This is a genomic window from Candidatus Kuenenia stuttgartiensis (genome assembly GCF_900232105.1).
Taxonomy (GTDB): domain Bacteria; phylum Planctomycetota; class Brocadiia; order Brocadiales; family Brocadiaceae; genus Kuenenia; species Kuenenia stuttgartiensis_A.
Map to the genome: position 1 here is coordinate 3,435,895 of NZ_LT934425.1, position 26,902 is coordinate 3,462,796.

At 39.8% G+C, this 26,902-nt stretch carries 18 protein-coding genes; 1 reads left to right on the forward strand and 17 read right to left on the reverse strand.

Translation table 11 applies throughout. The annotated features are described in order from the left end of the window. Nucleotides 1-54: 54 nt before the first annotated feature. The 7 genes from KSMBR1_RS16100 to KSMBR1_RS16130 form a co-directional block, all read right to left on the reverse strand. A complete protein-coding gene (locus KSMBR1_RS16100; protein WP_099326227.1) occupies nt 55-1,497 on the reverse strand; it encodes a B12-binding domain-containing radical SAM protein in 1,443 nt (480 codons plus the stop codon). A gap of 249 nt (nt 1,498-1,746) precedes the next feature. Then, nucleotides 1,747-2,694 (reverse strand): lysophospholipid acyltransferase family protein, encoded by a 948-nt coding sequence (locus KSMBR1_RS16105; protein ID WP_099326228.1) that lies wholly within the window; start codon nt 2,692-2,694, stop codon nt 1,747-1,749. A 57-nt stretch (nt 2,695-2,751) separates the two neighbouring features. After that, nucleotides 2,752-4,857: a GumC family protein gene (locus KSMBR1_RS16110; protein ID WP_099326229.1), complete on the reverse strand. Its 2,106-nt coding sequence runs from the start codon at nt 4,855-4,857 to the stop codon at nt 2,752-2,754. Beyond that, nucleotides 4,845-6,287, reverse strand: a complete 1,443-nt coding sequence (locus KSMBR1_RS16115; protein WP_099326230.1) for an O-antigen ligase family protein — start codon at nt 6,285-6,287, stop codon at nt 4,845-4,847. Before KSMBR1_RS16115 ends, KSMBR1_RS16110 begins: the two co-directional genes overlap by 13 nt. Before the next feature lie 79 nt (nt 6,288-6,366). Continuing rightward, nucleotides 6,367-8,640 carry a four helix bundle protein gene (locus tag KSMBR1_RS22105; protein WP_197705229.1) on the reverse strand — a complete coding sequence of 758 codons (2,274 nt, stop codon included), beginning with the start codon at nt 8,638-8,640 and terminating at the stop codon, nt 6,367-6,369. After that, a complete protein-coding gene (locus KSMBR1_RS16125; protein WP_099326231.1) occupies nt 8,637-10,004 on the reverse strand; it encodes a B12-binding domain-containing radical SAM protein in 1,368 nt (455 codons plus the stop codon). Before KSMBR1_RS16125 ends, KSMBR1_RS22105 begins: the two co-directional genes overlap by 4 nt. Before the next feature lie 55 nt (nt 10,005-10,059). Then, nucleotides 10,060-11,661 carry an alkaline phosphatase family protein gene (locus KSMBR1_RS16130; protein WP_099326232.1) on the reverse strand — a complete coding sequence of 534 codons (1,602 nt, stop codon included), beginning with the start codon at nt 11,659-11,661 and terminating at the stop codon, nt 10,060-10,062. Between the two features lie 233 nt (nt 11,662-11,894). Here KSMBR1_RS16130 and KSMBR1_RS16140 point away from each other — a divergent pair, with 233 nt between their 5' ends. After that, complete coding sequence (locus KSMBR1_RS16140; protein ID WP_099326234.1) at nt 11,895-13,265, forward strand: flippase; 1,371 nt, start codon at nt 11,895-11,897, stop codon at nt 13,263-13,265. Nucleotides 13,266-13,307: 42 nt separating this feature from the next. Here KSMBR1_RS16140 and KSMBR1_RS16145 read toward each other — a convergent pair whose 3' ends face one another. From KSMBR1_RS16145 to KSMBR1_RS16190, 10 genes are all read right to left on the reverse strand, one after another. Continuing rightward, nucleotides 13,308-14,153 (reverse strand): polysaccharide biosynthesis/export family protein, encoded by an 846-nt coding sequence (locus KSMBR1_RS16145; protein WP_099326235.1) that lies wholly within the window; start codon nt 14,151-14,153, stop codon nt 13,308-13,310. A 285-nt stretch (nt 14,154-14,438) separates the two neighbouring features. Beyond that, nucleotides 14,439-15,599 carry a scyllo-inosose 3-dehydrogenase gene (gene iolM / locus KSMBR1_RS16150; protein WP_099326236.1) on the reverse strand — a complete coding sequence of 387 codons (1,161 nt, stop codon included), beginning with the start codon at nt 15,597-15,599 and terminating at the stop codon, nt 14,439-14,441. Further along, nucleotides 15,596-17,182: a class I adenylate-forming enzyme family protein gene (locus KSMBR1_RS16155; protein WP_099326237.1), complete on the reverse strand. Its 1,587-nt coding sequence runs from the start codon at nt 17,180-17,182 to the stop codon at nt 15,596-15,598. Before KSMBR1_RS16155 ends, iolM begins: the two co-directional genes overlap by 4 nt. 149 nt (nt 17,183-17,331) lie before the next feature. Continuing rightward, entirely contained in the window at nt 17,332-18,018 is a 687-nt protein-coding gene (locus tag KSMBR1_RS16160) for a Crp/Fnr family transcriptional regulator (protein WP_099326238.1), read from the reverse strand. Between the two features lie 538 nt (nt 18,019-18,556). Next, the gene (gene glyS / locus KSMBR1_RS16165) at nt 18,557-20,683 is read right to left on the reverse strand and encodes a glycine--tRNA ligase subunit beta (RefSeq protein ID WP_099326239.1); all 2,127 of its coding nucleotides are present in this window, start codon (nt 20,681-20,683) and stop codon (nt 18,557-18,559) included. A 2-nt stretch (nt 20,684-20,685) separates the two neighbouring features. After that, nucleotides 20,686-21,984, reverse strand: coding sequence for a nucleotide sugar dehydrogenase (locus KSMBR1_RS16170; protein WP_099326240.1), 1,299 nt, complete (start codon nt 21,982-21,984; stop codon nt 20,686-20,688). Between the two features lie 337 nt (nt 21,985-22,321). Then, nucleotides 22,322-22,579: a hypothetical protein gene (locus KSMBR1_RS16175; protein ID WP_099326241.1), complete on the reverse strand. Its 258-nt coding sequence runs from the start codon at nt 22,577-22,579 to the stop codon at nt 22,322-22,324. 169 nt (nt 22,580-22,748) lie between these two features. After that, complete coding sequence (locus tag KSMBR1_RS16180; RefSeq protein ID WP_099326242.1) at nt 22,749-23,321, reverse strand: cytochrome b N-terminal domain-containing protein; 573 nt, start codon at nt 23,319-23,321, stop codon at nt 22,749-22,751. A gap of 98 nt (nt 23,322-23,419) precedes the next feature. Continuing rightward, nucleotides 23,420-24,703: an aspartate aminotransferase family protein gene (locus KSMBR1_RS16185; RefSeq protein WP_230408008.1), complete on the reverse strand. Its 1,284-nt coding sequence runs from the start codon at nt 24,701-24,703 to the stop codon at nt 23,420-23,422. A gap of 147 nt (nt 24,704-24,850) precedes the next feature. Beyond that, the gene (locus KSMBR1_RS16190) at nt 24,851-26,866 is read right to left on the reverse strand and encodes a peptidase U32 family protein (protein ID WP_099326243.1); all 2,016 of its coding nucleotides are present in this window, start codon (nt 26,864-26,866) and stop codon (nt 24,851-24,853) included. Nucleotides 26,867-26,902: the final 36 nt, after the last annotated feature.

Consider the following 26,902-nt stretch of genomic DNA (forward strand, 5'->3'; position numbering starts at 1 on the left):
TAGCCACTCGTCCTAAAACTATTCCTGCAGGTTTCCGGAGAAAACAGGAAAATATTATTCTATCGCCCACGTATCAGCCTTTCTCTTTAACAGTCTTTTTATTGAATCACTCATGAAGTATAAAAAATTGACTATGTATTTGTGCTTCATTGTTTTTAGCATTGGTTTGGATACGAGTATCCACATGATCCGTCGTGGAATGGTACGGCAATAGAGATAAAAAAGAAAGTTAATATAACTCTTTTTTCGGGATTCAAATTGCCGGGTCGAGTCAATGATAAGTCCTTTTTCCTGAGCCTTTTTTTGTAATTCAGTGCCAGGAAGAAAAATAAGGGAAAATACGTTCAGGTGATATGGTCTGGGAAATTTCTGAATCATATGCAGGGTTTCAATTAGGTCTTCTTCCTCTTCGAATGGATTATCAATAATAAAATCGTAGAAAGGCATTAATCTTCCCTTAAATTGGTGAATCAGTCCTACAGCATCCAAAACTTTGTCGGTAGAAGGGCCTCTTTTATACAGTTTTCTGGTTTTTTCACTACCTGTTTGTATGCCAATTTGCAATTCATTCATGCCTGCATTAACAAGGATTTCCAGCTTCTTTTTATTGACATCATGTGCATGGGCAAGACAGCGGAAAGGCAAACCGATTTCATTTCTATATAAAGCGGCATATTTTTCTAACTGGTCTTCTTTCAAAGCAAAAAAATTGTCGTCGCAAAACGTTATTGCCTGCATCCGTGGAAAGCGGAATTTCATTTCTTTCAGCTCACCAATTACGTTTTCTGCAGTGCGAAATCTCAAATATCCGCTGTCCGAATAAAGGGCTTTAAATGTGGAACAATAAGTACAGCTATAAGGGCATCCTCGTGAAGAAAGGGTTTGATAAACGGTTTTCTCCGCTATTTTTAAATGCGCCTGCAATAATTCCCCGGTCATTTTGTGCATGGTTTTTCCATCCCACAGGTAATGCCCCTCCAAAGAATAATCGGGGTATGGCAATGAATCAAGATCTTCAATAATAGGGGCAAGCCTGTTTTTTTTGAAATTTCCGTCTTTGAAAAACCAAAATCCGTTCAAGTCGTAATAATTATCGTTTTTTGCCATGGCGTTTAAAAGGTTTTTTATTGCGATTTCTGCTTCACCTATGCAGACAATATCGGCAAAGCCTGCCGCATCTTCCGGCCTGGCAGAGATATGCTTTCCTCCCCACATTATAGGCGCCCTTATTTTGTTTCGTATTGCTTCGGTAAGCGCCTTAACCGCATTGAAATGACAAGAGAAAAATGATATTCCCACAAAGAATGAATCATGGGTCATCTCTTTTATAGCATCCGATAATAAGCTTATAGAATGGGTATCCATCTGTTTTAAGATATGGGGCGTAAAAATAATTTCGGTGGAAAACCCTTCTTTTCTCAAAGATGATGAAAGGATTCTAATGCCATATGCCATTAAATCATCGTATGGTGCGATAAAGGTGACTTTTTTGTTCATGGTGAGAAAATACCTCCCGGTATATAGATATTAATCATAGTCAGACAATTAAGGTTTTCGAAAAATGAATAGTTGTAAATTTTAAATAAAATTCATTGTTTTTATAGAGTAAGGAGTTTTTTCTAATTTAACCCCCCCAAATCCACTCCTAATAAATGGGGCTTCTTACTGTTAGATTTGTTATTTCTAACAATTTTTTATTTTACCAGGGCTTTGTCCTGATTGATAATCAATCAATCAATCAATCAATCAATCAACAATAATACTACCGATGTGGGGTGGCTCGGTTTTGTTTTTATATAAATACCAGAGGTAGTGACTGGGATGTTCTTTGACGAACTGTTCCATTAAACTGCCAAACTTTAAGACGACAAGTTTTTCCGGTGTACCTTTATCATTGCCATCGTCGGGGATGATTTCATTGCCTATAATAATGCGGTGTTTACCGTTTTTTCCCCTTACCGTAAAAACAGGCAATATTGGGGACTTTGTTCTTTCTGCTATTTTTATAAGGGAGGGGGATAGACGTATCTTCCTTCCTAAAAAAGGTACTGAAATTCTATTAGGGTCCAAAATTCCATCAAGTGACATAACAAGTATTTCGTTATTTTGTAACACACGGTATATTTGCCTTGGAGTGCTTCCTATGTAAAAAAAATTGGCGGGCAGGCTTTTTTCACATTGATATTCAATTTGCATGGTTTTATTCTTTACCATCGACTTGTCTTTGCCGGTCAGATCGATAGGATTTGCGGCAACCTGCGTTATTTTATATCCTTTATACCCCAGGCAGGGGAGTATCATTTTATATGACCCAAAATGGCAAAGCGCAATTATCACGCCCTTACCTTTTTTCAAGGCGTTCTCTAAATGTTCCATACCGGTAATGGTGCAAAGTTCTTCGGCCTTCTTTTTATTTAATCTTGGGAATGACCATATTTCAAAGAGATCTTTTCTGAAATTACGAAGGGTTTCCAGGATGATTTCTTTCATTTCCGGGCTGGTAAATGTTCCTTTGCCAAATAACAATTCCAGCTCACCCTTCATGACTACAGCTTTTTCTCCATGTGACGTCAGCGCTGCAAGGCAGTTGGCAAGGCTATGTTTTAATTTTAAAGGCAAGTAAGGTATTGTGTATCGAAGGGTATATAAAAAAAACACCTTTGCCGCTTCAGAAAAATGAATAGTTCCTTTCATAAATATTTTATGATTAAAAGTTATTTTGAATAGGAGAGAATATATTTCTGTTAATAACTAAATTTGGTTAATTATTATTACTGTTTTAGATGTTTTTAGATGTTTGAATCTGCCGAAAGCCTCCTCGATTGTTTCTTTAGAAGTTTTATGTAGTTTTGCTGTTAAAAGGACAACATTTGCCGTTGCAGAGAGAAACAGGGTGTCGTTACAGGCAATAACAGGGTCGGCATCAATAATAATATGTTCATAGTCAAGATTGTTTAACTGTTCTGGCAGTCCATCGATCATGGCAATAGCCGGGATATCGGTAATTTCTTTCATAAGTAAAACATCAATGCCATAGATATCATTGCTTCTTATAAGGTCTTTAAGGGTTATTTTTTTATCCACCGGAAGAATATCTTTTCCCTGCAAATGCCAATCATCTGTTGAAGAAATATCAAGGAAGAGGGTTTTTTTGCCGGAAACGGCTAATTCTCTTGCCACCAGAAGAGCGAGTGTAGAGGTTCCTACTTCCTCCTCCGCTCCGGTGAAAAGAATTGACCGTGCAATGGTATCGCCTGAAACGACCTTTATGCCGGAAATAATGTTCCAGACGGAACGTCTGATGGTGTTGTTTTTCAATACTTTTCTGACAAAATTTCGCTGTTTAAGCAATAACAGTTCATCTCTTAATGTAGGGAAATAACGAAGCAGTCTTTTCGGGATAATGTTGAAGCCAAATATCTTTTTATACCTTGGCAAACCATAGAGCAGATTTCCCTGAAAGGCCTTTTGTGCTTCTGCAAGCGTTTTTATAGATTTGTCGACAGATTCTTCCAGAAGGATTATTGAAAATGCTATGATAGTACTAAGAAACATGGAGATAGCTAAAAATTTTACCCTGTTCGGAAAATAAGGAGAAGAAATTGTTGATGCATCTGCGTAATTAAGGACGGCCAAGTTTGAAGGGCTCATGTTTAGCAATATTTCGGCGTCTGAAATGCCCTTTGTCAAGTTTGTGTACTCGGTATTTAAAGAAGATTGCTGACGTTCTATTTTATTAAACAATAGTTCTATTTTCTTTACATTGAGCATTTTTTTGTAAATGATATCGGTTATATTAAGCAGTATCGCGTCAGTTATTTTATAAATTTCCAGGTTTATTTTTGTATCATAATAACGTTTTTCCAATTCAGCATAATACGAGTTTCTGGAAAAATTTTCGTCTCCCAAAATTCGTTCTATTTCTTTATGTATTGCCTTTTTATATTCTGCTATTTGCATTCTGGACGCAACAATATCGGGGTGTGCTTCGGTAAAGTCAACCTTCAGTTTAGCAATAGTCGTTTCAAGTGTTACGATTTCCTGTTTATATGTTTCTAATGTAGGATTTCTTTCGATAGCCTTGCTGGATAAATATAGTTCCGGAATTAATGTAATAGTTTTGGTTACCTCTTCTAACACCTTTTTCTCTTCTTCCATTGTTTTAGTATTTTGATGAACCAGGTCAAGATAGCTGTAATATTGCTTGAGTCCCTCTTCTATTTCCATGGTGACATCAATAATTCCGTATTTTTTCCTGTATCTGTACAACCTTCTTTCCAGTTTTCTTAATTCTTTATTTACGTACGCTAGCCGCACTTTCATTGCTTTTTGTGCCAATCTTGCCTCGTCTTTGAAAATATCCGCATAAAGTATCATAAACGCGTCAACCGCAGCATTCGCAACATTCCCTGCCCGTTCAGGAGTGGAGGAGTATCCAGATACTTCTATAACGTCACCGCTTTCTACTACGTCAACACTAATCCCTTCCCTGCTGAAAAAAAGATTAAATTCACTTCCGATGATAAATTTATCAGGATCAACCAACCGTTCCTTTTCATCGGTAATATGCAAGGTTGAAATAATCCTTTTCATGGATTTAGGATTTTTTAGCATTGCAAAGAATGTGTTATCCAGTTTATTTTTGTCAGAATATTCGAACTTGCTAATGTTTGTTGGTAATGCAAGATATTGCGTTTGTGTTGCATTTGTATGCATCCAGAGCTGCGAAGAGGCCTTGTATACCGATCGGAAAGAAAGGGATAACAATAGTGGCAGTAATGTGAAGGCGAGCACAATAACGATAATAATTTTCTTTCTTCTGGAGATAACATCAAGAAATTGTTTTAAGAGCGACATTTTAGGGTATCCAATCTTTCGTTTTCTAATCTTTTATTGTTTTCACGGTCAATTACAATTGCCATGGCATGTCCGATTCCTAAATAAAACCATAAGGGCAAAAAGGTATGGGAAAAAGAGGTGACTGCATTAAGCAGTAATGTTGCTAAGCCTGAAATGTAAATTTGCATCCATTTTTTGTATTCGGATGAAATACAGGCAAGGTATGCATGGATAAACCTCTTGCAAGAGAGTACCAAAAACCAAAGCCACAATAACACGCCAGGTAATCCATACTCTGCAAATATATGAACATAGAGATTGTCAAAGCTGATTTCCGGGTCGAGATACGAAAAAAATCCGCCAGCCCCATCACCTAAACCATAATGGTCCTTTATAGAAAGAATACCTTTCTTCCAGCGTTTTATCCTCGAACCGAGAGATGATGATTCATCGGTAGTTTCCGTCGATGTTTTAGAGGTGTAATCCAATGCCTTCGCAAAATCATTGGTAGGGATTCTTGATAGAAAAAATCCAATTATGATAAGAGAAAAAATAAGCGTCCATACAATGATAATACGCTTGTTGACCGAGGCATTTAAAAGGGAAAAGATATAAAGTCCGCATAGTAATGAAAGTAACGGCCCTTTGCTAAGTGTCGTTAATAGCGCTACAAACATAGAGAGTACTGCGATTGACAGGAATACCCTGGTGATTTTGTTTCCCGTGTAAATAAATCCGAGCAACAACATGAGCGATAATGAAAGGTAGTATGCGGTGGCAAGTGGATGCATGAATCCTTGTCCGCGTAACATTTGCTCAGGATTGAATACAAAACGAACCAGATGTTCATTATGATGATACAATATATCTTCTATTGTTTTATTCGATAGGAGAGAATAGTAACAAACAATGCTGCTGACAAAACCCATACCAACAAAAAAGGCGATTGCTATTTTGATTTTTAGAAAACTGTTTAATGTTACTATGGTCAGGAAAAAGAAGCATATGGCGATAAAAAACATTGCCATATAGTATATTCCCATTGTTTTTTCAGTGCTCCAGAGAATGGAAATTATTCCCCATAGATATAATAATATCAGCGGGAGATATCTTTTGATCTGAAAGTCTTCAGTTGAAATCCTTAAACCGCGCGATATAAACCAACAGAGTAAGCAATAAAGTATGAACGGTTCTGAAATAGTGAAAAATGTTCGATAATCGCCCCAGAGCCTGATTTCAATGCTGATATAAGAAGTAAGGAGTATCGCAAAAAGATACGGAATATGCGGCTTCAAAATAGAAATGGTTGCCACGGAAGTAATGCCGAGCAGGATGAGGGTTACCAGGGGGTTGATAAATGCTGTGGAAGATATTGCCATGCCAAAAGGGATAACAATAATCCATCGGTAGATGTTTAGTTTTTTATTGTGCGTAAGAGAATAGTTCATCTATGGTTTATGGTGCAGGATACATCATCCCGGCCGTTTTTTTGAAAACGGCCAGGACTATTGTATTTCACAAAGTGGTTCAATGTTGTGTTTTATCTGCAAAAGGTTTTTGTAAACGACTGATTGAGGCTGCAATTGTTTCAGCTTTTTGCTTAATCTGCTTTATACTGTCAGAATCGATATAATCCAGCCGTTCGGCAACTTGAAGATACGTTTCCAGTTCTGCAATGGAGCCGTTTGCAATGGAAAGATGATTGAAAAACTCTTTGGGATTTTGCATTGCCTGTCCCTTTGCAATAGTTGCCGGGATTGATGCAGCAGTGCGTTGTAACTGTCCAGCCAGCGCATCATTTTTCCCCTGCGGAATCTCTTTTGTAAGATTATAGCATTCTACTGCTAAGTCCATTGAGCTTTGCCACACTTCCAAATCGCGATAAGATTTACCGCTAATTGTCGTTGGAAGATTATCAGAGGATTGTCCGCGTTGCGGCGGCATTTGTCCTCCAGGTATAGGCTGTCCACGATGCGGGCCGTTTCCGGGTTGTCCTCCCATGGCAGGGCCTTTAGGCTGCATCGGACGTCCGCCCGTTGGCGACTGTCCATATCCACCTGGCATTTGTGGGGTTTTTCCTGTCGGTGGTTGTTCTTTGCTATCCACAATCTCAGAGACGGATGATTCATCGTCATCATCTATTTCATCTGATACATATTCCGTATCGCCACTCTTTTTGCCCTCGACGAACACGGGGGTGGAAGATATTTCCACCGGAAGGGTTTTTCCTGAAGATATCAGAGTCTTTGTGTTAAAAATATTTTTTGATGCAGAGTGTAGCTGTTTTCCTTCAGAGACATTTGGTATCGCTTCCGTTACTGTATATTTGCTGTTTTCTGCGACTTTCAAGTCTATTGTCGTTTTCCCGTTTTCTTTTTCGTACCATAGCACATAAACGTCTTTCTCTGCCTGTGGGAATTTATATGCGTATATGCCGTTTTTGCCATTAGAGATTGCCGCTACATTGTTCCAATCTGAATTTTTAAGTTTTTCCGTCATTAGCCTGTAGGTATAGAATCCGAGTTTTTTCACTCCATATCCAGGATCGCCGGCGCAATTGCCGTCATATATCAAACCGGTGTATTCAAACATTGATTCACAATCAAATGGTGGCCAGCCTTCCACAAGCGCCCATGCCCAGAATACTTTTTTAATGCCATAACTGAGTGGATAGACATACCGTTTTATCACCTGAATTGCCTGACCCTTTTCTCCCTCTTTACTGCTGGCGCCCGTTTCGGTCATCCATACGTCAACATTAGTCAAGCCGCTTTCATCGAGGGCATTGCGTAATATTTTATAGGTGGTATAAGAATCTATAATGCTGTCGTCAAACCAGTGGAAATCAAATATATCGATAGAATCCTTGTCAAGCGCTCTAATTACCGGAAGCCAAAACTCATTTAATATTTCAGTCCTCATTTTTGGCGGTGGACTTACTATTCCACCACTAAGTACCTTTGCGTTTTTGTCTGCGCTTTTTATTGCGCTTGAAGTGATATTGATGAGTTCCACATATCCCTTCCATTCACTTCCTTTTTGGGTTTGACCGCCCATCCTGTCAGAGCCAGGTGGTTGCCCCCTTTGTCCGCCCATAAAGCCGGGTCCCTGTGGTCCGCCTCTTTGACCCATTCCAGGCGGTGGTCCACCTTGTCTTCCGGCGCCTGCCCCTTGTCCGCCAGCTCCAGGTCCACCACCTTGCTTCTTTTTAACCTGAATAACGGGTTCATTTTCAACCTGCCAGTATTTTACAGGATTTTTGAGCCCCGGCATATCGTCTTTGCCGTCTCCATCATATCGTTCTACAGCTTTTTTTACGAATTCTATGTAAGCCTCTTTTGCCTGTGGAACAATAAACTCCCATGTGCCAGGCCGTAACAGCTTTGTGTTAACATTAATGGTAACAACAATGTTCATTTCTTCAGGAATTCTCTTTAAAAAATTATCAGGGATCGTCCAGTTGTATTTTCCCTGTTGAATAGATTCTTTATCCCTCTGCACAAAAGACCAGTCTAAAACGGGGTTTGACTGACGTTCCCATTTAACACCAAGTTCTATTGCGGTTGAATAAGGCGGATTATCTCCCGTGATGCCGTCAAATTCGAAATTCTTTCTTTTTGCCAGCATTTCCTCATTGCTTTTTCTTTTTGGTGGATAAAAGGAGGTGGTAAATCCAAAAGGAGAATCGAGAGCCGCCTCGTCCCATGCATGAACAATTGATCCCTCGAAAAAACCGAAAGAGAATATCAGCAGAAGTGTCGTTATACTGCAAATAAATCGCTGTGTTTTTTGCAACATCATAATGCCCTCCTAATTAATGTATGTTTTATTTTACCTTTAATAGATTCAGTTACAGATGCCATAGCCAGTACAATCCTGTCTAAAAACTGTAAAGACGGATTTAAATAAAATAAAGTTTTGACGTCATTGGCATTTGCAGGAAGAAGTGACTTTCCAGGCGATATAATGCCCTGTTTCATCGCAACACGGTATATTTCTGTGTCCGGTTCTAACCGTATCCATCCAATTTGGACGTTAACGTTTCTTTTTAAGATTTTCTTAGCCGCAAGAGAAAGGAATTTGTAAAAAAGCATTTTTATCATTCCAAAATAGGTTTCTCCGGGTGAGTTTATAAACATGGTGATAATAAATTTGGTATCCTTAATTACGGGATCAGTGGTAATGATTTTCAATATGTTCCAAACATCTCTTTCCTTTATGCCTTTTCTCAGAGAAATTAATGAAGATGTCGATAATCCGTCAGGTGAAAAAGAAATTCCGCTGCAGCCGGCGTTTTTTAATAAGTGTAAAAAATCTTTCGTAACGCCCCTTACATCTAGCCAGCACATCCACTTGATTTCATCCTGAAGATTCCGTTTCATTATTTCTTTACATATGCCGATGGCATGTTCCAGCGGTTTGTTGAAAAGGGAGTCGGCAAACATAAACTGCTGTATTCCGTACGAATGAAGTAGGTTTTCTATCTCGTCAACTACATTTGCAGGAGGTCGCGACCTCAAAAGGTTGCCGTTTAATGCCGGGTAGTTGCAATATGCGCATTTTAACGGACAACCCCTCTGGGTTTGAATTCCGATTGCAGCTTCTCCGTTTATATAGGGGATTGGATTAACAATATCTCTTCCCGGCGCCGGGAATTTTTCAAATTGGGGAAGTGTCCTTGTGCCTGTGTAATAAACAACCCCGTTTTTGCGGTAATATACGCCTTTCACTTTATCCGGATGGTCAAGATTGTCTGTAAGCTCAGATAATGTTTCCTCTCCTTCCAGATATACGCCATAATCTATTTCTGGATTGGTATTCATTATTTCCTGTGCAAACATTGAAAATCCGGTACCGCCGGCAACAATGTGGGTGGATGGGCATCTTTTTTTTATAGTGCGCAAAAGATGTTGAAAATCCCCGTAATAGTTTAGAGGGTTTTTCCTCGATTGATTGTCGATATTTCTTAGTGAAATACCAATTATCTGCGGACTAAACCCATTGATTTCTTTTATTAAATCATCGATTGGGTTCAAAGAAAGATTCGGGTCGTAAATCCGTACTTCATGTTTGGTGAGAAAGCTTGCGATATATGAAATTCCCAATGGATATACCGGAGGGAAAACATCTCCTTTAAGATATGATTGTACTAATAAAATTTTCATATTGAGCAAAAAAGGAATTTTTTTATATTATTCAAGTGATAGTTAACAGGGAAATTTAATCGAAATAGCCAAGGTCCGTAAGCCGTTCTGCGATCTTTTGGCTGTCTTCATCGGAATAAACATCTTCATCTTCCGCTGCAAATGCACACGCTTTATCATCGTATTTCGCTGATTTTTCAGCAAGGAACTCTTCGGTAAATATCTCATTTAAAATTCTTCCGTCTATAGAATTTGGCACAGTAACATCCATTGTGTAAAGTACGGTAGGCAAAAGATCGATGATTTCAGCCTTCATGTTTGTAATGCCCTTTTTTACATGGGGAGATTTGTATACGAATATTCCATTCGGCGCATGATCTCCACACAATTGTTTGTAAGGTTGAATGACGCCGTGTCTCCCTCCGGATCTCAGTTTTTCGTAAAGAGTTTTTATGCTGTTATATTTCTCATTCCACATGATGATGAGATCCGGCGCCTTATCTAAATATTCACCGTAAAAAACCTCCTCTTTCCTGAAAATAGTTTTAATTACAGGTTTTCCATTTTCAGGATCGGCAAGAAGACTCAGCTTACGTATGATTTCTTCCCTTATTGATTCATACTCTTCCCCAAGGCTTACAATGCCATAGGGTTCTTTTCCTTTTACATTGATAAAAATGTTTCCCCATGTACCGAGGAAATAGGCGCGTGTTTTTGACCAGTCAATATAGTGGTCAAACAGGATTTTATCCGCTTTTTTCAGATACCTTCTTTTTAACCTCTTATAGAAATCTTTTATTTTTAAAACAGGAGATTCTTTCTTTAAAACAAGGAACCCGTTTTCAAGCAACCATCGGTTTACATCAACGCTTTTATATATTCCATGCATGCCGTGATCGGACATGGCAATAATGCTCGTTGATTCGTCTACCTTATCCAGGAGCCTGCCAATAGCATCGTCAACCCTTTTGTAAATAGTATATATAGCATTCTCCGTCCCTGGGGAATATCCAGGGTGTTTTTTGTCGTAATATCTCCAAAAAGAATGCTGCACCCTGTCTGTTGCAGTAAATACAACCATAAAAAAATCAACCGGGTATTTTTCCATCATGTAGAGGGCCGTCTTTTCCCGCGCCTCTATCATGTCAATCATATGAGCAATATATTTTCCAGGGTTGTTCATTAAAGCCGGGTTGTGCTCCATATCAACAATATAATTACCTATTGCCGCCTTTAATTCGTTTTTTAATGCTCCGGGATAGGTAAATTCGCTGTTTGTATCCGGTGTATCTAAACCGGAAATCATAAACCCGTTAACCTTATCAGGCGGGTATGTGCCTGGAATATTTATTATTGTTGTTGTATAGCCTTCCTGATTAAGATACCGCCAGATAGGCTGCGCTTTGCAATGGGTTCTGTTCATGAAATGAATACTTTGGTCTGTTTTCGATTTTTCTATAAAATCAAATATCCCATGTTTCCCTGGATTTACGCCGGTAAAGAAAGAAGGCCATGCTACAGGACTTACCGGCGGTACAGAAGATTCCAGGACGCCGGAACACCCATTGTCTATCAATGATTTTAAATGCGGCAACCTTCCCTGTTCCAGCCATGGGGCAACAATATCAAAAGTTGCGCCGTCAATGCCTATTACAAAAACCTTTTCATTATTCTTCATAAAATACCTTTACGAGTTTGAAACTGCATAAAATACTTTTGCGTTGCATGGTAAATAAATAATTGCTATAAAGCTTAAAAGTCAAACGGCAATCCGTAACAGATACTGTTTTTAGCAGATATTTTTTTACTTTTGGAGATGTACTGTATCTGGATTGTATGAAGCGGCGAATATAACACAATTCCCAAAGACATTCCATTTTATATTTACATTTTCAGAATTATAACCAGAATATGTATCCTGCGCATATAACTCCCTCCAAAATAATCCATAAATTTATTGCTAAATTAAGCGATATCAATCTGCGTGAACTTCTTAAAAGCGGTTTTGTTTCTTTTGTTTTCAAGATCTCGGGAATACTGGCTTCTTATTTATTAATGTTGTTAATTACGAGGAAATATGGCGCTCATACCGCAGGGATATTCACCCTTTTTATTACATTTTTGAATATTTGCACCGTATTGGGCAGGCTTGGAATAGAGACTACATTATTAAGATTTATCGCCGAATATTCTTCTCAAAACAAAAATGCTCTTATTGCCGATATTTATGTGAAAGCGCTGAAAATAATTATTCCCGTTAGTGTTTTTATCAGTATCCTTTTATATTTCCTTTCTCCCTATATTGCCAGAAACCTGTTTAACAAAACATACCTGTCTGCATATTTTCAGATAGTATCATTCATGATACTTCCAATGGTTATTATCTTTATAAATTCAGAAAGTTTGCGGGCGCTGAAGAAGATTAAAGAATACGCATTTTTACAGGACCTGGCCATACCACTTTTTTCAGTGTTCCTACTGGTGATATTTCTCTTTTTCAGCAGAGGGAAATATATGCCGTTTGCTGCATATGCTGTAAGTATTTCTATGGTATTTTTTCTGTCGGTATTCCTATGGCTGAAGAAATTAAACGTTACTCGTGTGTTACCTGAAGCAGGCATGAAATACACAACTCTCTTTACTATATCATTGCCTATTTTAATATCGAACTCGTTATGTTTATTTATGGGATGGACGGATAAAATACTGCTTGGCGCTTTTAAAACGGAAAGTGATGTGGGAATTTACAATGTCGCTTTCAGATTATCAATGCTGGCAAGCATTCCCCTTTTCGCATTTAATAGTATTGCCGCGCCTAAGTTTGCCCAATTTTATGGGAATGGCGATATTGCATCCCTTGCAAAACTAGCCCGGCAGGTAACAAAACTTATTTTCTGGGTAACAACCCCAATACTGATTATGTTTTTTGTATTTCCATCATTTTTTCTCAAAATCTTTGGTGAAGAATTTGGGGCAGGGAAAAACGCCTTAATAATGATGACTGCCGGGCAGATGGTAAATATCATGTCGGGTCCCGTTGCATATATTTTAAACATGACGGGAAAACAAAAAATTTTCCGTAATATAATGTTTCTGGTAGCAATAATAAATATCACACTCAATGTATGGCTTATTCCTAAATATGGTATAAGCGGCACTGCATTTACAAATATGGTGAGTGTTATGCTGTTAAATATCTTGCTCTTTATTGCTGTCAGGTATTATTATAAATTCTCTACCTTTTCAATTACCAACGTTTTTAATATAAAGAGAGGGGCATGAGTTTCAGAGCAAAAGCTGACAGATTCTGCCACACCCCATATTTTAGTTCACAGGGATGTTAATTGTGGTTCCGCCGCCAGCATCTGTTTTGCCATGTGTCAATACGTCCTTTACCTGCGGATATAAAATTATACCGCTTTCAAAACCAATGATAGTGCTGATTATTTGCTGAAAATAAGAAAAATACCTTGCGACGTTTGCGATAACCATTGTTGGCACAAATATTATATCCCCGTGTTCCAGCATCATATTTTGAGAAAAATCCCCCTTCTTCCACACATCTTTTGTATTTAAGGCGTAAATCGTTGGTTTGCCTTCACCCCGTCTCATTAAAATTACATTTTCCAGTTTTGCGTTGCTTGTTGCTCCGCCTGCCCTGGAAATCGCTTCTATAACACTGATGTCCGTATCAAGCACAAAAAATCCAGGAGAATTAACCTCTCCGATCACGATGGTCTTTTTACTTTGTATGCTGGTAACATTAACCAGTACCTGCGGATCGACAATATAATGGGATAGCCTTTTTTCCAATTGTTCTCTGAGGTCAAAGGCGCCGACACCGGCAACCTGCACGTCTCCGATTAACGGGAACATGATTTTTCCCGAATTGTTTACCCTTACGGATCTTTGAAGATCGTCATGCCGGTAAACGGAGATTTCCACTGAATCGCCTACTCCCAGTATAAACTGGGATATCTTTATCGTATTTAACCGTTCGAATTCTTCACCTTGATCTACAGGCGCTGCAGGATTTTCGACGACAGGCTTTACCCCTGTGGAGGCGCAACCGTTTAAAAAAACTAAAAGCAAGATGAATGCTGTCAACAGCATCGGAGTGGTGCATTTTTCTTTGTCATACGTAACTGCACAAGTATTTACCGTTTTCATTTGAGTGTAACCTTTTTGTTAATTGTAATAGTTCACTTTGAATGTAAATTTACGAATATGTATTCGGCATAATACAGGTCGCTCCTACGGAGCTTTCTTTCTATTTTTGCACTAATCTCTACAAACAGATCGCTCCTATGGAGCTAATAGATAATATGTTTTTCAAAAACTAAATTGATACTTGGATTTTAACTTTAAATATTTTGCCAGAAAATGCAAAGAAATTACTTATAAGATATTAAATCTTACTTTATTAACCAGGGAAACTTAGCATGACGTCATCGATTATATATGTATTAAAATCTTTCCATCTGTCCTTTCGGAAGAAGCCTTGATTGCCTCCATTATTCCTGCAAAAGGGTATCTTGCAGTGATCATTTTGTCCAGCTTAAGCCGCCCGGTTGCGATAAGTTTAATAATGGAAGGAAAGATTGCGTATCCTGAATGCCCTCTTGCCCCAACAATTTTATTTGCGCCGGATACAAGATGATCCAGATGCATCGATGTTGTTGTCGCCGCGCGTCCAAGGTATATTATTTTACCGTTAATCGCCATGGATTTTTCCATTTCGGGAATGGTGGCAGGTGCTGCACCGGCTGCTTCTATTTGTATATCAGCGCCCCAGCCTTTTGTTATCTCCATTACCTTTTCTCCGGAAAGACAATCGCGCATTTTATTTGTGTTAAAAGCGTAGTCTGCCCCCATCTCTAATGCAATATTCGCCCTTTCATCTATTATGTCAAAGGCAATAATCTGGCTTGCGCCTGCAATCTTTGCTAATGCAATAGCGCCTAATCCAATAGGGCCTGTGCCATATACGACTACCGTGGCACCAGGCTGAAATCCGCCCCCAACAATAAACAGCCCATTGTATGCGCAGCCCACAGGTTCAATAAGGGCGCCAATATCAAATGCCTCGTCTTCTGAATATATTTCCCGAAAATCATTAATTTCCCAGCAATATCTTTCATTTATTGCAATATATTCCGCAAAAGCGCCGTCTGCGCTTAATCCCATTAATTTGATATATTTGCATTGATTGGGCGAACCACTCCTGCATGCATGGCACATGCCGCACCACATAATGCTTTCAGCGGCGATCCAATCGCCTTTACTGACGTTTCGCACATTTTTACCTGTCTGTTCCACTATTCCAGACAACTCATGTCCGATGATGCGGGGGAGTTCCGTCACGCCTGAGAATATGATATATCCGTCTTTATCAGTTTCGTAAAGATGGGTATCTGATCCGCAGATTCCGCAGCTTTTTATTCGCACAAGAATTTCGTCGTCTTGCAGGTTAGGTACCGAAACGTCTTTTACTTCAAATTGCGTATGCTGCCATACCTGGCTACCCACATTTGCCCGTTTTTTGGCCTGTTCTTCATTGCTTAACGGGTAGTTCTTTCTGGGATTCCATTCTCCATCCACAATCAGCGCTTTCATACATGCTCCAGGATTAAACTGTTTTTATTTATTTTACCGCTGCCGCTTTTGGGGATATCTTTCCTGATTTCGATTATTCTTGGGAGTTTATAATGAGGCAACCGGTCTTTACAAAAATTCAGGATTTCGTGTTCTTTTACATTCTCCCCCGGCTGAAGCACGGCAACTGCCTTTGGTATTTCTCCCCTCAATCTGTCTTTTACAGAAATAACCGCTATTTCTTTTATAGAAGGATGTTCCAGCAAAACGCGCTCAATTTCCTGCGGATACACCTTTAATCCGGCGACCTTCATCATCCCCGATTTTCTCTCTATAAAATAAAAATAGCCGTTTTCGTCCTTCATTCCAAGGTCGCCGCTGTGGTACCATCCGTCTTGAGAACAGGTATTGCCGGCATTGCCATAATAATTTTGCACAACTGCCGGTCCTTTGAAGATCATCTCTCCGATTTCTCCATGAGTAAGTTCATTATTATTTTCGTCAACAATTTTTATCTCATATGTTGGACATGGTTTCCCGATTGAGCGTTTTGGGATATCGTCGCCAGGGCGATTGGCAATAGCGATTCCGGTAGTTTCGGTACTGCCCCATACGGGAATAATCGGGACGCCTGTTTTTTGTTTAAATTTTTCTATAAGGTTTGTACGGGTGTACATGCCCCCGCTTTCCGGAATTCTGAGAGAACTAACATCAAACATTCCATGTTCGAGAACATCCAGTAAGTTTTCATACAAAGGGGCAAGGCCCATCATACAGGTTACTTTACAGGATGAAATTGCATTCGCTATTGATTTGGGATAAATCTTTTCAACAAGCGTAATCGTTCCACCAAGGAAAAGCGAACGGGCAAATATTTCATGGGGATGGGCAAAGGGGGCAAACATGCAAAGATGTATATCATCACTCTTCAATCCCAGTATGTCGATTGCGGCAATGGTATTCCAATATATGTTGGAATGTGTAGTTTCCGCCCCTTTTGAATTTCCCGTAGAGCCTGATGTATAATTTAAATAAACAACCTCATGCGTCTGAATGTCAAGATTAGGGTTATCTGTTTTCCCGCCGTTTATAATATCATTCCATGGTATGCCGCATCCCGTATATTCCCCCACAAGAATAATGGGTATATCGGTATTTTGAGGCAAGGCCCGAATTGCTTGTTCAATATGCGTGCTGTGGACTATCAAACACGCAGGCATAATATTTTTGAAAATGGCGCGTATGCCTTCTTCTGTCAGCTCGTAATTAATTGGCGCAACTATGGCCCCGGCTTTGGCGATTCCCATGAAGCTTATCACAAGTTCAGGAATTCTTGGGAGCATTAAACCTATCCGGTCGCCTCTTTTCACTCCTATGTTCAACAATTCATTTGCCAGGCTGTTTGCCAACGTGTTGTATCCATGGTAATTGATCTTTTTGTGATGATAGATGATGGCCGTTTTATTCGGAATCTCAGCGGCATAGCGTTCTAATATTTCCGGTAAAGTGCAACATACTTCTTTTATGTATTGCAATCCTTTCTGTCTTTTACGGAGCGGAAACCTGCTTTTTCTTTTCTTTGTTGTTAAGATGTTTTTAATCATTTCTCATCACCAATAGATTTTGACTTGTATAGTACTGACTAAAACATATTCGGACGTTTTCAAATAGTTTCCAGCAGAAGCTGATTTATTGGGTATATTATAATTTTATTTTTACTAAAGGATATGACGTCTGTCACATTTAAAAGAAATTATATCAATAAATTATTGGCATGTTCTCTTAAAATGACTTTTCTACCTTTGTAAGAGACAAGTGTATTGTTATCCTTAAGCACTTTAATAATTCTCGTGATTGTTTCCCGTGATGCCCCGACCATGCTGGCAATTTCTTTGTGAGTTGGTGCATGTGATATTTCAATGCCGGCATTTGTTTTTTCACCCTGCTCAAGTTTTAACTGTTGGAGTAATTGTATTGTTCTGCCGCAAACGTCCAAAAAAGCCAAACTTTCAATCTTCTTATTTGCATGTCTGAGCCTTGAGCATATTTCGGTAAATATTTTTGTCAATAAGCCTGGATAATTTGAAATAAGTTTGTGGAATTGATTTCTTGTAAACAAAAACAATGTGGTGTTTTCTACACAGACTGCGCTTACAGACCGTGTTTCATCGTCCATGAGCGACATTTCACCAAAAAAATCGCCTTCCTTTAAGAGCGAAAGCACGATCTCCTTGCCGTCTTCATTTAAAAGGGTAATTTTTACTTTTCCTGTGATTACAATATAAAATGTATCTCCATGATCGTGTTGATAAAAAATTACGTGGTCTTTTGGAAAACTCTTAGTAATGCCTGCTCTAAAAAGTGTTTTTAATTGCTCATTGGCGAGGCTATTAAATAACGGCACATTTTTTAAGTGTAAGTATATATTCGTTTCATACATAAATAATCAGGTAGTTAAGTGTAAAATTATCATGTCCTGCAGGTGTTTAATTATTTGGTATCGATTTAGCCATTCAGTAACACTTTAGTCTTTTGAAAAACCATTCCATTACGTTAGTTTGACCCATCCTACATACGGTTAAAATTTTTTAAAGAATACACGGGTATCTTCTCATATTTTTCGGGTTCTATATGATGGTCAATTATATAGTCAATTTTTTTTGTAACTTCAGGTTCAAGGTACTCGCTGCTACACTGGGAACATACCCCACGCGTGAGTATCTTCAAAAACGCAAAAATTCATCTCGTGACATTCACTATGCACAATCTTCTTATTTAAAAATTCAACATCACATTCCGGACATTGCATAAAAATTCAACTTTTTCTTCTACGGAAACTTCTTATCTCCTCTATAAAAAGAGGGGCCTGGGGTGTGTTATAAGACAGCAAATCTTTTGCCACGCACACTGTGCTATATATGTATGGCAAATTCTTTTTCAAAAAACCAGATTATTACCTATTTTAAAAGGTATAAACTTCAATCCTTTTCTGTCATAATTATTTGTGAGAGGTCGGCTATTTTCTCCGAGTATAATTGATTAATTTCCCTTAACAGCAATAATCGATTATTGCGAATCTCCATGTCTTCAACATTTACAAAAACCTTTTCGAAAAACGCATGCACCGGTTCAGCAAAAACTTCGTTATACGTAAACGAGGCTTCAACATATTTCTTATCCTGAATCATGGTTCTGATTTTTGCTTCATTAGCGGTGTAAATTTCCCACAATTGCAGTTCTTCTTTTTCGTTTAATAAGTTTGTACTAACCATCCCCTCGCCTTTTACCTTTTTGCTTATGTTGAATGTCCTTTCCACCACAGATACCAGGTCTGGCCAGTATTTTTCTTTTGAAAGCATGGAAACGTCCTTTAATCTCTGTAAAAAATCATACATATCGTCAAACCCTGCGCCCGCATTCAAAACAGCGTTTACGAGATCATGACTACAGCCCTTTTCAATATTTGTATGGAATAATCGCTCTCTGAAGAAGTTCTTTATTTCCGGTATTAATTTGTCAGAAGTAAATAAAGAGCTTTGTGTCTGGGACATGAGTATGGATAATGACTGGCCAAGAACTTCTTCAAGCATCAAGGTGAATCCATGCTCCTCTATGATACGAATTATTCCGTAGGCATGGCGCCTCAGAGAATAAGGATCCTGCGACCCCGTTGGATGCAATCCAAGGGCAAAACAACCGGATATCGTATCAAACTTATCGGCAAGTCCAACGATAGCGCCGATTATTGAAGACGGGATTTTATCCGCTGCAAAGCGGGGCAGATAATGCTCTTCTATCGCCAGTGCAACAGCGGGTTCTTCTCCGTCCCATGCGGCATATTCCCTGCCCATAATTCCCTGTAATGATGGGAATTCGCCAACCATCTGGGTGAGGAGGTCTGTCTTGCATAGTAGTGCTGCGCGTTTTGCAGCATCAATATCAGCAATACTAAAATCGGGATGATTAAATCTGATTAATTGTTTTGACAGGTAATCGGTCAGGGCAACAATCCTGCCGGTTCTCTCGTAGTAATTGCCGAGTTTTTCAAGGAAGACAAGCTGTTTTAAGTCTTCTACACGTTTTTCAAGGGGAATTTTTCTGTCTTCTTTCCAGAAAAATCTTGCGTCATAAAGCCTCGCTTTCAGAACACGTTCATTGCCCTGTATGGGGTAGTTTTCGTTAGGTTCGTCGCGGTTCAGCGCCACGATGAATTTATTTATCAGCTTTCCGTCTGCTTTTTTAACAGGAAAGTATCTCTGGTGTTCTTTCATTGCCGTCTCTATCACTATATCGGGAATATCAAGAAATTTATCGTCGAAACTGCATGTTACGGCATTGGGATATTCTACCAGATTGGCAACCTCATCCAGCAATGATTCATCATCAAATGTTGCCCCGTGCTGTTTCATTAGTTTCGTTATTTTTTCTTTCAGTATATTGCGCCTTTCCGGTATATCTACAATAACTTTCTCCTGTTTAAGCAACTGCTTATACTGCTCCCAGTCTGCAACCTGGATTTCAATCTTTTTCCCTGACAGAAAAGGGTGACCTGAAAAAACATTTCCCGCCTTTATGCCATTTATCTCAAGCGGAACAACCTTATTGCCGAATAATGCAAGGAGGGAGCGTATCGGCCTGGCGAAAAAAAGGTTGTTGGTTTTCCATTTCATTGATTTCGGGAAGGATGTTTTTTGAATAATTTCTTCCAGAATGCCAGGCAATAGATGCAGCGTCTTTTCCCCCGTAATCTGTTTTATTGCAATACAATATTCTCCCTTTGCGGTTTTTTTTGTTTGGAGGGTGTTGCTCTCTATGCCTTGTGATTTTGCGAACCCTAAGCCCGCCTTTGTAAGATTTCCCGCCTTATCAAAGGCAATTGCAACAGAAGGGCCTTGTATTTCTTCTGTGACGCTTTCCTGTTCTTCCGGCAGGCCTTTGATAAAAACTACCAGCCTCCTTGGTGTTCCCGTACAGTAAATGCTTTGAAATGTCAGACGGAAATATTTGAAACGTTCACCGAATAATGTTTTTATCTGATTGAGTGCGGGCGTTATATAACCGGCAGGAATTTCTTCAGTACCTATTTCAAAAAGCAGATCAGTCATTGTTAGAGTCGGAATATATGTTTTCTGTTAACCCCTTTTAAAGCATTGCGGGTATCCACTATTAACTTTGAATGGGAGACGATTAAGTCGTAATCAAAACAGCAGTGATCCGTTACGATAACACTGCAATCAATTTTTGAAAAAAATTCTTTTGTGTGCGTCTTTGATTTTGTGCAAAGACCGTGATAGTTGATTTCCGGGATATACGGGTCAGAATATGTCAATTTCGCCCCCTTGTTTTTTAATTGATGCATTATTTCCAATGCGGGGGACTCCCGGATATCGCCGACGTCTTTTTTATAAGCAACCCCGAGGATATGTATTGCAGAACCTTTTACACTTTTTTCAAAATTGTTTAGCGCATCGGTAATTTTTTCCACAACAAATTCAGGCATTGCACTGTTAATTTGGTCGGCAAGCGCAACAAAACGCAATTCGAAGCCATTTTTTTTCGCAACCCAGGACAGATATAACGGATCTATCGGTATGCAATGCCCACCCAGACCAGGTCCGGGATAAAACGACATGAATCCAAATGGTTTTGTCCTGGCAGCGTCAATCACTTCCCAGACGTCTATCCCAATCCTTTCTGCCATGACGGCAATTTCATTTACAAGCGCTATGTTTACGCTGCGAAAGGTATTTTCCAGTAATTTCACCATTTCTGCAACCTTTGTGGATGTAACGGGGACAATTTTTTCAACGATCTGTCCATACAAACTCATGGCTAGCTCTGTGCATTGTTTTGTAACGCCGCCCACAACTTTGGGAACATTCCTGATACTGTAAACTTTGTTCCCCGGATCAACCCGTTCCGGTGAAAAGGCAAGATAGAAATCCTTTCCGACCCGGAGTGTATCACCCTCTAATATCGGCAAGACCAACTCCTCGGTTGTACCGGGATAGGTGGTGCTTTCCAATACCAAAAGCTGACCCTTGCGCATGTGCTTTTTTATCTCCTGGCTGACATTAATAATGTAAGACATGTCGGGGTCTTTCGTTTTTGTTAAAGGAGTTGGCACGCATATACTTATGGCGTCAAGTGTAGATATGGCAGAGGCGTCATCAGTTACAAGAAAAAGTCTTTTTTCTACAAATTGCGCAATATCTTCGTCTTTGACATCCCCAATATATGATTTTCCCCTGTTCAGAGAGGCGACATGGTCTTTGTTTCTATCAATGCCTGTCACACAGTATCCGCTGCGCACAAACTCAAGCGCAAGGGGAAGGCCGACATAACCAAGACCAATTATGCCTATTTTTGCCTTTTTTGTTTTAATTTTTTCCAGCAATTTTTCCATGATTAAAAATTGGTAATAATTTAGGGACGCATTGCATACGTCTGGAAACTGCTGTGAGTAAAGAAAATGTTGACACAACAAAGAGACGCATGCAATGCGTCTCTACTAAAATATTGAAATTCCTATACATAAATTTAGATTTTTGAAAAATCGAGGGGACATCAAAAAATATTACTATATTGTAGTTTGTAAGGGACAAGATAATAGTTAGTTAAGTAAAAAATTGCAACAAAAAAAAATGATTACAAGAAAATTTATACCATACTGTAATGAGAGTGGTTTTTTCCTCCGTATAACATGTGATAGATTCCAATTTCAAGCCGGCATAAGACAGAAGTTATGTGACAAAGTCAATGTTGGAAACAGGCGCTTCATTATATCCCGGATTGTTTTCAGTGCTTTGCGGTTTTGAATGCACCGTATGTGGTTGTTCCGGTTCGCCTTCGGTGCTTACCCCGGACTTGTTTGAGTTGTTTGTTGATTGTATTTTGGTTCTCTTAAGGATAGATTCTTTTTTGGGATCATACTTTGGGGCGAGAACTGCGATATGTGCTGCAATGGCGGTATAATTTGTGCTTCCCGTCGCATTTAACATGATAATTTCTTTTTAAAATTGTCTGTCTTACTGTTTTGCGGAATAAATTTGACATTCAATGCTACCGGATTTATCGGCAGAATAGAGGTGGGTATTAGTGAATTTATGTTGCAGCATTTTACCGTTATGTATTTTTATGAGTTGTTTCGTTCCCTCCGTTTTTTGAAAATTATAATTGCTCATATATCCCGGTCTTTCTCACCATAAAAAAATGCATACCCATAAAGAGCATCATTGCAAGCGGAATACCGGCAATGTGTAATGTGTAAAAACAAGTAAGTTGGAATTTCGATAATTCCGCGGCAGTATTTGCCTTTAAAAAACTGCCGGTGTAATACATGAGCAGTGTTAAAATAAGGAGGTTTGCCCCAGATACCCAGTGTAATTCCCTTGGATGCCGGTAAATTCCTTTAAAATAAATCCTGAGCATATGGCTGAAAACCATTCCAATCATAATATGCGGTCCAACGGAATGTATGCGCTGAATCAACCATCCATACGGAACACTATGGCTCACACGCTGAAAACTTGCTGCCGCTTCATTCGGGCTGGGAATAAAATAGAACATAAGAAATATGCCTGTTCCCAACTGGATTAAAAAAGCAAGCAGCGATAATCCACCCATGCACCCTAACCAACTTAATCCTTTAGGGATCAGTTTCCTGGTTATGTTTGTTTCGATGATTTCCTTTAAAATACCCGTGTTTTGGGATTCATTTCCCGATACGCCTGGTTTAGACATGTAATTCCTGCAACCTCCTGACAATATAGCCAAACAAATATGGTCTGACTTCCGACTTCTGACTTCTGGCCTCTGACCATAGATTTGTTTGACTGTAGTTAGCCATCTGATACTTTTGATAAAATTATCCCTAACACCATGCAAAGGTGGTCGATGTCGTTTTGTGTAATCACCAGAGGTGGTTGGAATGTGAGTACATTTCTTGATATACCTGTCCTGCCCGCAAGGATCCCCAGATCCTTTAACTGTTCCAAAATATTATCTGTTTCGTCAAACGCCGGGATTTTATCCTCTTTTACCAGCTCCACGCCCAGCATAAGGCCCATCCCTCTGACGTCGCCGATAATGCGGTATTTTTGCTGCAAATCGTTCAATGCGTTTTTAAAATAATCGCCCAGTTCTTTTGCCTTCTCAACAAGACGATAATTCTCAATGACGTCAATTGTGGCAAGTGCGGCGGTTGCTGATACGGGATTTCCCCCGGTTGTTGAAGCCCCGGGCCTGGTATATGCCGACGCAACAGCGTCATTGGTAATAAAAGCGCCCAGGGGTGTTCCGTTCGCCAATGCCTTTGCCATACACATAATATCAGGCACAACGTCCCAATGTTCAATGGCAAACATTTTTCCGGTACGGCCAAAACCCGTCTGCACTTCATCTGTTATCAGGAGTACCTTATATTTATTGAGAATCTCCCTTATGAGTTGAAAATACTCTGGAGGCGGTGTAATAATTCCCCCGTTTCCCTGTATAGGTTCAATTATTAAGGCGGCAAAATCTCCATCCCGTACAACATCCTCAAGACGTCTGGCGCACTTTAAATCGCAATTGGGATAGGTAAGGCCGTAGGCGCAGCGGTAACAGTATGCAGCGGGGATGTGTGTCACATTACCGGATGGATACGGATCTGTCCTCCACATGGGAATGCCGGTAAGGTTCATCGTCAGCTTTGTACGTCCGTGAAGACCCTGCTCAATAGCGACAAATTTGCTCTTTTTCGTAAATAACTGTGAGATAAGCGCAGCGCCTTCATTTGCCTCTGACCCGCTTGCGCAGAAAAACGACCGCTTTAGATTTCCCGGGGTAATCTCCGATAACTTCTCCGCAAGGTCTGCAATGGGTTGTGTCAGGTATATTGTCGTAGTATGTTGCAGCGTGTTTACCTGTGCACATATTTTTTCAACAATTTCAGGATTGCAATGCCCCGCATTCATCACCGAGACGCCGCCATAAAGATCCAGATATTTTTTCCCTTTATGGTCATAAAGATATTGCATCTCTCCCCGGACGATCTGCATCGGCTTTTTATAAAAATGATAGACACAAGGAATAAGATATTCCTGTTTCTTTTGAAGAATGGCTTCAGGTCCTATGTAGTTCACCGTTGTATGCCTCCGATTACTATTGAAATAATGTACGTGCGCGATTTAATTTGAAATTACTAAGCTGGCATAGCAAGAGATGGACAAGCGAGAGAACAATCCTCAGTCCTCGATCGGCAATTTGCCGACTGCATTAAGAACACCTCGCTATTTTATACTTCTCATTACCGCTGCAGTACTCCGGGAATGGGTTATGTCTTGTACATATCCACCCAAATTAAACCCCCTCGGACTTTCTTTTGCCAGCATGTCCCAATCGCCTTCTTGTATTGGCAATGAAAGGCCGGAATATTCATTTGCAATATTTAAATACTTTCGATACAAGCCAACAAGGGTTTTTATGAAAGCCTCTTCATAATATTGCGCTTCGATCCTCAATACCTTTACGCCTGTTTGTACAAATGCGCCAAGATACGGCAACACGCAAATATCCCTGGCGAGTAAAATGTGATTACGGCAGTATTGATCCGTTTCGATAGGGCGTATTTCACCTCTTTCATCTCTCAGCGCGTATCCCATGTATTGGCAGACCTGCCTGCAGTGATCTTTTTTATGTGACCTCGATGTAATCATGGCAGGGATACAATGTTCAAGAATCATGCCGGTAACAGGGCCATGGGCAACGCATTCAACGGGGACTGCTGCATTTTGTACCAATTGTTTCAGCGTTGAATAAGAACACTCCAGTGAAGCGGTGACGCCGCAAATCCCTCTTTTTTCTAAAAAGCGCAATGCGGTGGAGTTGAGTATGTTTAATGAATAATCCGCAATAGGTTTTAATCCATATTCTTTTGCCAATCTTGCGGTTCCAAGATTGTGAACAAGGACACCATCCACTTTCAGTGAAACGGCTTGCTCATACAGCCATCGAACGTCGTTCATTTCTATTGCGGTTGTTATGCGCGGAGTACCGAATCTTATTATTTTCCCTGCGTCTTTTGTCCTGTCACATGCTTCTTTCCGCAGTAGCTTTGTCCATACCTGTTTTCTAAACTGTGAGCCTTCCGCATTTACGATAATCTGGTCAGCGCCTTCATCCAACGCTGCAATCAAAGCGCTTATTGACCCTACGTTTACCGATAACTGAGGAATAACGGTTATTTCATGCTCCATAGAATAGTGTTCTGCCGTTTCGAAAGGATTATCATAGATATCTTCTTTTGCAAGCGACCTTTCTTTTGCCGCACGGCTTAAAAAAAGAGGTTCACGTTCCCCGGAAATATCAACAAGAGAAGCGGAGGATGGCGTAAAGGACATTGCCGTTGTAAAATCCCGTACACGGCTCTGATAAAGCTGCTCGTATGATGAAGAATTCATGGCGTAGGACATTGGGTCATCCCTGTAAGTATCAATGGCGTGACGATAGATACCTACGATTTCTCTTAAATAATCTGCATGTCTCATCCTCCCCTCGATCTTAAACGAGCATACACCGGCATGGATAAGGTCAGGGATGTGTTTCAGCAAACACATGTCTTTTATTGCAAGCAGATAACCGGAGGGCAAATTGCCTATTGTTTGTCCCGAATTACTTTCCACGAGCGTATAATGCCATCTGCATGGTTTCATACATTCGCCGCGATTCGCACTTTTGCCAAAAAGCACTCCGCTGGAATAGCATTGTCCGCTATGGCAAATGCAAAGGTCGCCATGAATGAAGTACTCAACCTCGATGTCCGCCTTTTCATGGATTTCCTTTACAAGGGAAAGAGGGATATCCCTGGACGTAACAATACGTTTGACTCCCTGTTCCTTCAGCGTCAAGGCAGATTCAACATTATGAATGTTCATCATTGTGCTGATGTGAATTGGTATCGAAACATCCATGTTTTGTATTGCATGAAGCACTCCCAAATCCTGGACTATTATTGCGTCAATGTGTATTTCCTGTAAAAATGCAAGGTAATTGGCGAGCGTTGCAAACTCTTCATTGCCGAGAAGGTTATTAACAGTAATATAGAGTTTTACATTTCTTGAGTGTGCGTATGTGACTGCCTCGGCAATTTGTTCGTCGGTAAAATTAAAATCAGACCTGTGCAGTCTCATATTAAATCTCTTGCCGCCAATATAGACGGCATCCGCTCCCGATTCTATTACTGTGGTAAAAGCGTCCCATCGCCCGGCAGGCGCAAGCAGTTCAACGGTATTATTTATTTGTTTCATACTATCCCCCTAAGCTGGCATAGCCAGAAATAAACA

Excerpts from the sequence above, each read along its gene's own strand:
- KSMBR1_RS16100 (WP_099326227.1), bottom strand. The coding sequence starts at position 1,497 with ATGAACAAAAAAGTCACCTTTATCGCACCATACGATGATTTAATGGCA.
- KSMBR1_RS16105 (WP_099326228.1), bottom strand. The coding sequence starts at position 2,694 with ATGAAAGGAACTATTCATTTTTCTGAAGCGGCAAAGGTGTTTTTTTTA.
- KSMBR1_RS16110 (WP_099326229.1), bottom strand. The coding sequence starts at position 4,857 with ATGTCGCTCTTAAAACAATTTCTTGATGTTATCTCCAGAAGAAAGAAA.
- KSMBR1_RS16115 (WP_099326230.1), bottom strand. The coding sequence starts at position 6,287 with ATGAACTATTCTCTTACGCACAATAAAAAACTAAACATCTACCGATGG.
- KSMBR1_RS22105 (WP_197705229.1), bottom strand. The coding sequence starts at position 8,640 with ATGATGTTGCAAAAAACACAGCGATTTATTTGCAGTATAACGACACTT.
- KSMBR1_RS16125 (WP_099326231.1), bottom strand. The coding sequence starts at position 10,004 with ATGAAAATTTTATTAGTACAATCATATCTTAAAGGAGATGTTTTCCCT.
- KSMBR1_RS16130 (WP_099326232.1), bottom strand. The coding sequence starts at position 11,661 with ATGAAGAATAATGAAAAGGTTTTTGTAATAGGCATTGACGGCGCAACT.
- KSMBR1_RS16140 (WP_099326234.1), top strand. The coding sequence starts at position 11,895 with ATGTATCCTGCGCATATAACTCCCTCCAAAATAATCCATAAATTTATT.
- KSMBR1_RS16145 (WP_099326235.1), bottom strand. The coding sequence starts at position 14,153 with ATGAAAACGGTAAATACTTGTGCAGTTACGTATGACAAAGAAAAATGC.
- iolM (WP_099326236.1), bottom strand. The coding sequence starts at position 15,599 with ATGAAAGCGCTGATTGTGGATGGAGAATGGAATCCCAGAAAGAACTAC.
- KSMBR1_RS16155 (WP_099326237.1), bottom strand. The coding sequence starts at position 17,182 with ATGATTAAAAACATCTTAACAACAAAGAAAAGAAAAAGCAGGTTTCCG.
- KSMBR1_RS16160 (WP_099326238.1), bottom strand. The coding sequence starts at position 18,018 with ATGTATGAAACGAATATATACTTACACTTAAAAAATGTGCCGTTATTT.
- glyS (WP_099326239.1), bottom strand. The coding sequence starts at position 20,683 with ATGACTGATCTGCTTTTTGAAATAGGTACTGAAGAAATTCCTGCCGGT.
- KSMBR1_RS16170 (WP_099326240.1), bottom strand. The coding sequence starts at position 21,984 with ATGGAAAAATTGCTGGAAAAAATTAAAACAAAAAAGGCAAAAATAGGC.
- KSMBR1_RS16175 (WP_099326241.1), bottom strand. The coding sequence starts at position 22,579 with ATGTTAAATGCGACGGGAAGCACAAATTATACCGCCATTGCAGCACAT.
- KSMBR1_RS16180 (WP_099326242.1), bottom strand. The coding sequence starts at position 23,321 with ATGTCTAAACCAGGCGTATCGGGAAATGAATCCCAAAACACGGGTATT.
- KSMBR1_RS16190 (WP_099326243.1), bottom strand. The coding sequence starts at position 26,866 with ATGAAACAAATAAATAATACCGTTGAACTGCTTGCGCCTGCCGGGCGA.